The sequence below is a fragment of the Microbacterium sp. Leaf351 genome (assembly GCF_001423825.1).
GTDB classification, from domain to species: Bacteria; Actinomycetota; Actinomycetes; order Actinomycetales; family Microbacteriaceae; genus Microbacterium; species Microbacterium ginsengisoli.
The window spans coordinates 242,780-250,426 of the sequence record NZ_LMPK01000033.1 but is presented as its reverse complement, the minus strand read 5'-3'; the positions used below and the strand labels follow the sequence as shown (position 1 = coordinate 250,426).

At 71.3% G+C, this 7,647-nt stretch carries 7 protein-coding genes; all 7 read right to left on the bottom strand.

Annotated features, from left to right (window positions below):
- Window positions 1-1,222 (bottom strand): chorismate synthase (gene aroC / locus ASG00_RS09540; protein WP_082483184.1); only part of this gene is annotated, 1,222 nt, incomplete at its 3' end.
- Window positions 1,223-1,226: 4 nt separating this feature from the next.
- Window positions 1,227-2,114 (bottom strand): shikimate dehydrogenase family protein, encoded by an 888-nt coding sequence (locus tag ASG00_RS09535; RefSeq protein ID WP_327037310.1) that lies wholly within the window; start codon window positions 2,112-2,114, stop codon window positions 1,227-1,229.
- Window positions 2,084-3,625: an endolytic transglycosylase MltG gene (gene mltG / locus ASG00_RS09530; protein WP_056208957.1), complete on the bottom strand. Its 1,542-nt coding sequence runs from the start codon at window positions 3,623-3,625 to the stop codon at window positions 2,084-2,086. Before mltG ends, ASG00_RS09535 begins: the two co-directional genes overlap by 31 nt.
- Window positions 3,618-4,097 (bottom strand): Holliday junction resolvase RuvX, encoded by a 480-nt coding sequence (ruvX, locus tag ASG00_RS09525; protein ID WP_045248180.1) that lies wholly within the window; start codon window positions 4,095-4,097, stop codon window positions 3,618-3,620. The genes mltG and ruvX overlap by 8 nt, the downstream gene beginning before the upstream one ends.
- A 1-nt stretch (window position 4,098) precedes the next feature.
- Window positions 4,099-6,759, bottom strand: a complete 2,661-nt coding sequence (gene alaS / locus ASG00_RS09520) for an alanine--tRNA ligase (RefSeq protein ID WP_056208956.1) — start codon at window positions 6,757-6,759, stop codon at window positions 4,099-4,101.
- Between the two features lie 61 nt (window positions 6,760-6,820).
- Window positions 6,821-7,066: an ATPase gene (locus ASG00_RS09515; protein WP_045248077.1), complete on the bottom strand. Its 246-nt coding sequence runs from the start codon at window positions 7,064-7,066 to the stop codon at window positions 6,821-6,823.
- Between the two features lie 138 nt (window positions 7,067-7,204).
- On the bottom strand, window positions 7,205-7,647 hold a 443-nt coding region (gene rpsD, locus ASG00_RS09510; RefSeq protein WP_082483182.1), incomplete at its 5' end, for a 30S ribosomal protein S4.

Sequence of the window (7,647 nt, the reverse complement as noted above, 5' to 3'; positions counted from 1 at the left end):
CCTCGTCGACCGCCGCGAGGGCGGCATCGCTCTCCCCCGCCGTCGCGAGCGCGTCGGGGATGTGCGCGAGGTAGGCCTCGAGGTTGCGGCGGGTCTCGTCGACGTGGTCGCCGCCGAACTTCTCGAGCACGACGTCGGCGAGCACGATGGCCACCATCGCCTCGGCGACGACGCCCGCCGCCGGCACGGCGCAGACGTCGGAGCGCTGGTGGTGTGCGGCGGCCGCGTCGCCCGTCGCGACGTCGATCGTGCGCAGGGCGTGCGGCACCGTCGCGATCGGCTTCATACCGGCCCGCACGCGCAGGAGCGTGCCCGTGGACATGCCGCCCTCCGTGCCGCCGGCGCGGTCGCTCGACCGGGTGATGCCGTCCTCGGCGACGAAGAGCTCGTCGTGGGCGGCCGACCCGCGGCGTCGGGTGGTCTCGAAGCCGTCGCCGACCTCGACGCCCTTGATGGCCTGGATGCTCATGAGCGCCTGCGCGAGCTTCGCGTCCAGGCGCCGATCCCACTGCACATGGGAGCCGAGCCCCGGCGGCAGTCCGTAGGCGAGCACCTCGACGATGCCGCCCAGCGTGTCTCCCGCCTTCTTCGCGTCGTCGACCTCCTCGACCATGCGTGCGGATGTCTCCGGGTCGAAGCAGCGCAGCGGGTCGGCGTCGAGGCTGTCGACGTCGTCGGGCGTCGGGCACGGGGCATCCGAGGGCACCTGCACGGGTCCGATCGACAGGGTGTGGCTGACGAGCCGGATGCCGAGCTCGGCGAGGAAGGCGCGCGAGAGGGCTCCGAGAGCCACGCGGGCGGCCGTCTCACGGGCGCTCGCGCGCTCGAGGATGGGGCGCGCCTCGTCGAACGAGTACTTCTGCATGCCGACGAGGTCTGCGTGTCCCGGACGAGGGCGGGTGAGGGCGGCGCCGCGGCCGCGGGAGCGCTCGGTGAGCTCGACCGGCTCGGCGCTCATCACCTCGACCCACTTGGGCCACTCGGTGTTGCCGATGCGCACGGCGATGGGGCTGCCGAGGGTGTAGCCGTGACGTACGCCCGAGGAGATCGTGAGCTCGTCCTCTTCGAACTTCATGCGCGATCCGCGACCGTAGCCAAGCTTGCGTCGGGCGAGGTCGGCCTGGATGGCGGCGCGCGAGACGGGGACACCGGCCGGGAGTCCCTCGACGAGCGCGACGAGTTCGGGGCCGTGCGATTCGCCGGCCGTCAGCACGCGGAGCATTCCCTTAGTCTCCCACGCCGGGGACGACCGCATCCGCCTCTGTGACGGCGGCGCGCATCGCAGCAACGACGCTGGCCTCATCGGGCAGCGGCACCGCCGGATCGCCGTGCAGGAACGCGCTCACCTGCCGCACCGCCTGGTGCAGCAGCATCCCGAGGCCGTTGGCGGAGATCAGGCCTTCTGCCTCCCACGCGCGGGAGAGCGGGGTGGGCCAGGTGCCGTAGGCGACGTCGTAGAGCATGCCGCCGGCCCCCGCGAGGTGCGCGGCCACCCCGGGGGGGAGCTCGGCGTCGGTGGGGATCGTCGCGACGGTCACGGGAACGGGGGTCGCGTCGGCGTCGTCGAACGTCGCCGGGGTCACCTCGACGCCGAGGGTGGCGGCGAGGTCGATGAGCGCCGCCGCAGCCCCGGGGCGGCGGGTCACGACGCTCACCCGGTCGGCGCCGAGACGGTGCAGCGCAACGAGGGCGGAGGTCGCGGTCGCTCCCCCGCCGAGGATGCGCGCGTGCGTCAGCTCGGACACGCCCAGCTCTCGCAGCACCGCGACGAGCCCGGCGACGTCGGTGTTGAAGCCGTCCCAGCCTGATTCTGTGCGCACGAGGGTGTTCACGGCCCCGGTGGTGGTCGCGTCGTCGTCGCGTCGCTCGGCCGCGGCGAAGGCGACGCCCTTGAGCGGCATGGTGAGCGAGAGTCCGCGCACGCGCGTCGCGGCCTCGCCGAGGGCGCCGGGAAAGGCCGACTCATCGACGCGGAGCCGGTCGTAGCTCCACTCCAGGCCGAGGGCGGCGTAGGCCGCGCGGTGCAGCGCGGGCGACTTGCTGTGCGCGATCGGGTCGCCCCACACCTCGCAGCGGGGCGGCGTCAGCATCCCGAGTTCGGGTTCTGCGCGCACCAGGACCGCCACTGTGCCACCGCGGCCTCATGCTCCGCATCGGTGGTGGAGAACACGGTCTCACCGGTGTCGAGGTTGACGGTCACGAAGTACAGCCACGGTCCGTCTGCCGGGTGCACGGCCGCATCGATCGCCGTGTCCCCGGGATTGGAGATGGGTCCCTTCGGCAGCCCCGTGATCACGTACGTGTTCCAGGGGTTGTTGTCCGCCAACGCCGCGGCCGACGAGCTCACGCTGCCGTCGTGCATCTCGCCGTAGCCGTACTGGGCGGTGGAGTCCATCTGGAGCTTCATGCCATCGGCGAGGCGGTTCTGGATGACGCGGGACACCTTGTAGAAGTCGGCGGACTGGCGGGCTTCGCGCTGGATGATCGAGGCGATCGTGAGGATCCGCTGCTGATCGGATGCCGCAACCCCCGCCTGCTGGAGCGACTGCTTCGTGCGGTCGACCATCGCCTTCACGGCCTGCGTCGCGGTGGTGCCGGGATCGAAGGTGTACGTGGCGGGAAAGAGCCAGCCCTCGAGGGAGTCCGCACTGACGCCGTAGTCGGACGGGGTCTTCACCGCTGCCTGCACATCGGCCAGGGGGATGGCCAGATCGTCGGAGAGCGCCTGGGCGATCTGGCTGACCGTGAGACCCTCCCGGATGAGCGCCGTGTTCTGCTGGCGATTCGCGGGGTCCTGGATCGCCGCGAGCGCGGCGGCGGCGGTCATCTGCTTCTGCAGCTTGTAGACGCCGGGCTGGAAGTTCGGGTTCTGCTGCGACTTCACGAGCATGTTGTAGAAGACCGAGGACGTCTTCGTCACGCCGGCCTGGTAGAGCTTCGTCGAGATCGTCATGCCGGTGTCGCCCGAGGCGATCGTGAGGAGTGCTTCGCCGTTGGCGAGTCCGGGGGCATAGTCCGCGGGCTCCTCCCATCCCATGAACGAGCGCACCTTGTCGCCGTACGTGTTCCACACCCACACGCCACCGGCGCCGATACCCCCCAGCAGCACCACGACGATGGCGAGGGCGATCCACCCCCGTGCGCGCCGACGTCGCTTCGAGGGCTTCTTCGGCACGGCTCCGACCGTATCGGACGATGCCCGCCCGGTGAAGAGGTCCGCGAGGTCTCCGGGGGCGGACGCTCTTGCGGCGCCGACTGGAGCTGTGCGCTCCGGCGGCCGAGTGACCGGCGGTGGGGTGCTTCCCGACGGAGGCATGGCGGCGGTGGGCGCCGGGGTCAGGCCGGTGAGGCTCGCGGGGTGGAGCGCGTCGGGTTGACTCGGCACGCGCGGGGGCCACGAGGCCGGTGTCGGGCTGACGGGGGCGGCGTCGGGCGCCGGCTGCTGCTGCCCGGTGGTTTCGCGGGTCAGTCGCTCGCGAAGCTCGCGGCGGGTGAGCGGCGCCGTCTCGGTGCCCGGCTCGGCGGATGCGGGCGTCTCGCCGGTCGCACTCGTCCGCGGCCGGTTGGCGGGCAGCTGCGAGTACAGGGTCGAGAACGGATCGTCCGCGCTCTTCTCGTCAGTCATTCGGCGTGGCCTCCTCGGGCGCGGGCACGACGGCCCCGGGGGTGCGCCCGGTCTGCTTCTCGGTGTCGATCGCGTTCTGCAGGAGAATCACTGCGGCGACCTGATCGACGATGTTACGAGACTGTCGCTGCGAACGCCCGGAGCCACGCAGGGCCGCGTGCGCGGAGACCGTGCTCAGGCGCTCGTCGACGAGGCGCACGGGCACACCGGAGGCGGCGAGTTGCGCCGCGAACTCGCGCGCATCCGCCGTCGACGCGGTCTCCCGACCCGACAGCGCGACGGGCAACCCGACGACGAACTCGATTGCGTCCCACTCCGCGCCGATCTCCCGCACGCGGGCGACGGCCGCGTCTGTGCGCGGCACGGTCTCCACGGGGGTCGCGAGCAAGCCGTCCGGGTCGCAGCGGGCGACGCCGACCCGGGCGGTGCCGACGTCGACGCCGATCCGGATGCCGCGTCGGAACCCCGTCACGTCACGCGACCTCGAGAGCCCGAACCGCCGCCGAGAGCGCATCGGGCAGGAGCGCGGCATCCGTACCGCCGCCCTGGGCGACATCGTCGCGCCCGCCGCCGCCGCCGCCGAGCACGCCGGCCGCGGTCTTCGCGAGCACACCCGCCTTGGCTCCGGCCTCGCGTGCGCGGGCGGTGGTCGCGGCGATCACGACGGGTCGGTCGCCGGCCACGGCGCCGAGCACGATCACGGCGGGCTCGTCGCCGAGTCGATCGCGAACGGCAAGCGCCACCGTGCGCAGGTCGTCGGCCGAGCCGACGGCGCCGATCGCGGCGCTCACGACGCGGAACGGTCCGGTGGTCGTCGCCGACGCGGCGAGCTCGGGGGCGCGCTCGGCGAGCTTGCCGGCCTCGAACGCCGCGATCTTCTTCTCGGCGGCCTTCAGGTTGGCGCCGAGCTCGGCGATGCGCGCGACGAGCTGGTCGCGCGGAGCCTTGAGGTTCGCAGACAGCTCGGCGACCAGCGCTCGTTCGGCCGCGAGCTCGCGGAACGCGTCGTGCCCGACGAGGGCCTCCACACGGCGGTTGGACGCGCCCACCGAGGACTCACTGACGAGCGAGATCAGCCCGATCTCAGCGCTCGTGGCCACGTGGGTTCCCGCACAGAGCTCGCGCGACCACGGGCCGCCGATGTCGACCATCCGCACGGTCTCGCCGTACTTCTCGCCGAACAGCGCCATCGCGCCGAGTTCCTTGGCGTCCGCGAGCGGCAGCACGCGGGTCGTGACCTCGAGGTTGTCGTAGATCGCGTTGTTGGCGATCTCCTCGATCTCCGTGCGCGTCTCGGCCGACAGCGCCTGGCTCCACGAGAAGTCGAAGCGCATGTAGCCGGCGCGGTTCAGCGAACCCGCCTGCGTCGCGGTCTTCCCCAGCGTGTCGCGCAGGGCCGCGTGCACGAGGTGCGTCGCGGAGTGGGCCTGACGTGCTGCGCGACGGTTCGCGCGGTCGACGACGGATGTCGCGGGGGCGCCGAGACCGACGTCGCCGCGGGTCACCTCGACCGTGTGGCTCACAAGGCCGGGCACGGGCTTCTGCACGTCGAGCACCTCGAGCTCGTACCCGGGCCCGACGATCACGCCCTTGTCGGCGACCTGTCCGCCCGACTCGGCGTAGAGCGCGGTCTCCCGCAGGATGACCTCGGCGATCTGGCCCTCGGTCGCGCGGTCGGTCGGCACGCCGTCGACGAGGATGCCGAGCACCGACGACTCGGTCTCGAGGTCGGTGTAGCCGGTGAAGACGGTCTCGCCCTTCGCGCGGAAGTCGCCGTAGACGCTGACGTCGGCGAGGGCGCGCTTGCGGGACTTCGCATCGGCCTTCGCGCGTGCCTTCTGCTCCCGCATCAGGGTGTCGAAGCCGTCGCGATCGACGGTGATGCCCGCCTCCTCGGCGATCTCGAGCGTCAGGTCGATCGGGAAGCCGTAGGTGTCGTGGAGCAGGAACGCCTCGCTGCCGGCGAGCTCGGAGCCACCGGCATCCTTCGTCTGCGTCACCGCGAGATCGAGGATCGTCGACCCCGACGCGAGCGTGCGCAGGAACGTCTCCTCCTCGGCGAACGCGTACTGCGAGATGCGCGCCCAGTCTTCGTCGACGACCGGGTAGGCGCTCTTCATCGCATCGCGCGACGCGGAGAACAGCTCGGGGAAGGTGGGGGCGTCGACGCCGAGCAGGCGCATCGCGCGGATCGAGCGGCGCATGAGCCGGCGCAGGATGTAGCCGCGTCCCTCGTTGGACGGCGTGACGCCGTCGGAGAGCAGCATGAGCGACGAGCGGATGTGGTCGGCGATGACGCGGTAGCGCACGTCATCCTCGTGCACGGCGCCGTACGGCCGTCCCGAGAGCGCGACGGCACGGTCGAGCACCGGACGCACCTGGTCGGTCTCGTACATGTTGTCGACACCCTGCTTGATGAACGCGACACGCTCGAGGCCCATGCCGGTGTCGATGTTCTTCTTGGGGAGCTCCCCCACGACGTCGAACTCGGTCTTCGAGCGCACGTTCGTGATGGCGTACTGCATGAACACGAGATTCCAGATCTCGGTGAAGCGGCTGTCGTCGACCGCAGGGCCGCCGTCGCGGCCGTACTTGGGGCCGCGGTCGAAGTAGATCTCCGAGCAGGGGCCGGCGGGGCCCGGCTGGCCGGTGGACCAGTAGTTGTCCTCGGCGCCGAAGCGCTGGATGCGCTCCTCCGGGAGTCCGGCGATCTTCTTCCACAGCGAGGCGGCTTCGTCGTCGTCCTCGTAGACGGTGACCCACAGGTCGCGCTCGTCGAACCCGAGGCCGCCGTCGGCCTCGCTCGAGGTGAGCAGCTCCCACGCGTAGCCGATCGCGCCTTCCTTGAAGTAGTCGCCGAACGACCAGTTGCCGAGCATCTGGAAGAACGTGCCGTGACGGGCGGTCTTGCCGACCTCTTCGATGTCGTTCGTGCGGATGCACTTCTGCACGTCGGCGGCGCGCGGGTACGGCGGCGGAACGGTGCCGTTGAGGTAGGGGATGAAGGGCACCATGCCCGCGATCGTGAACAGGATCGACGGGTCGTCGCTGACGAGGGACGCCGACGGCACGATGGTGTGGCCGTTGCGCTCGAAGTAGTCCAGGTAGCGCTGCGCGATCTCGGCGGTCTTCATGCGGGAGTCCTCATGGTGAACGGGCGGTGCCGGAGCCCGGCCCGCGGATGTCTCGGGGTGATCAGTCGTTCGCCGGCCGGGAGGCGGCATCCGCGACGGCCTCGGCGGCCTCGTGGACGGCGTCGCCGACGGTCTCGCCGAAGCGCGCCTGCTGCTCGCGGTACGCGTCGGTGACGCGTTCGGTGAACTCGGTGATGCGCGCGTCGATGTCGGCGAGCACCTCGTGACCGCGAGGATCCTTGTTCACGACGTGCGCGACCACGAAGCCGGCAGCGGCGCCGAGCACGAACCAGAGCACGTTCTTCACAGTCAGATCACTTCCTCGTCGGGCGCGACTCTCACGTCCGTGGTCCATCGTAGGCGACGGGTGGTGTCCGTCGGCGGGCGCCGGCGGCGCAGATGCGAGAAGGGCGCCGGGTTTCCCCGACGCCCTTCTCGGTGCGACTCAGCGTGCGGCGTAGTACTCGACGACGAGCTGCACGTCACAGGTGACGGGCACCTCGACGCGCTTCGGGCGACGCACGAGGCGCGCCTGGAGCTTGTCGAGCTCGACCTCGAGGTAACCCGGAACGGCCGGCAGCACGTCGGCGTGACCGCCGGCGGCCGCGACCTGGAAGGGCTCGCTGCCCTCGCTGCGGGCCTTGACGTGGATGAGCTGGCCGGGCTTCACGCGGAACGACGGGCGGTCCACGATCTGGCCGTCGACCAGGATGTGACGGTGGGTCACGAACTGGCGGGCCTGGGCGGTGGTGCGGGCGAAGCCGGCGCGCAGCACGAGCGCGTCGAGACGCATCTCGAGCAGCTCGACCAGGTTCTCACCGGTCAGGCCGTCGGTGCGGCGGGCCTCATTGAACGCGATGCGCAGCTGCTTCTCGCGGATGCCGTACT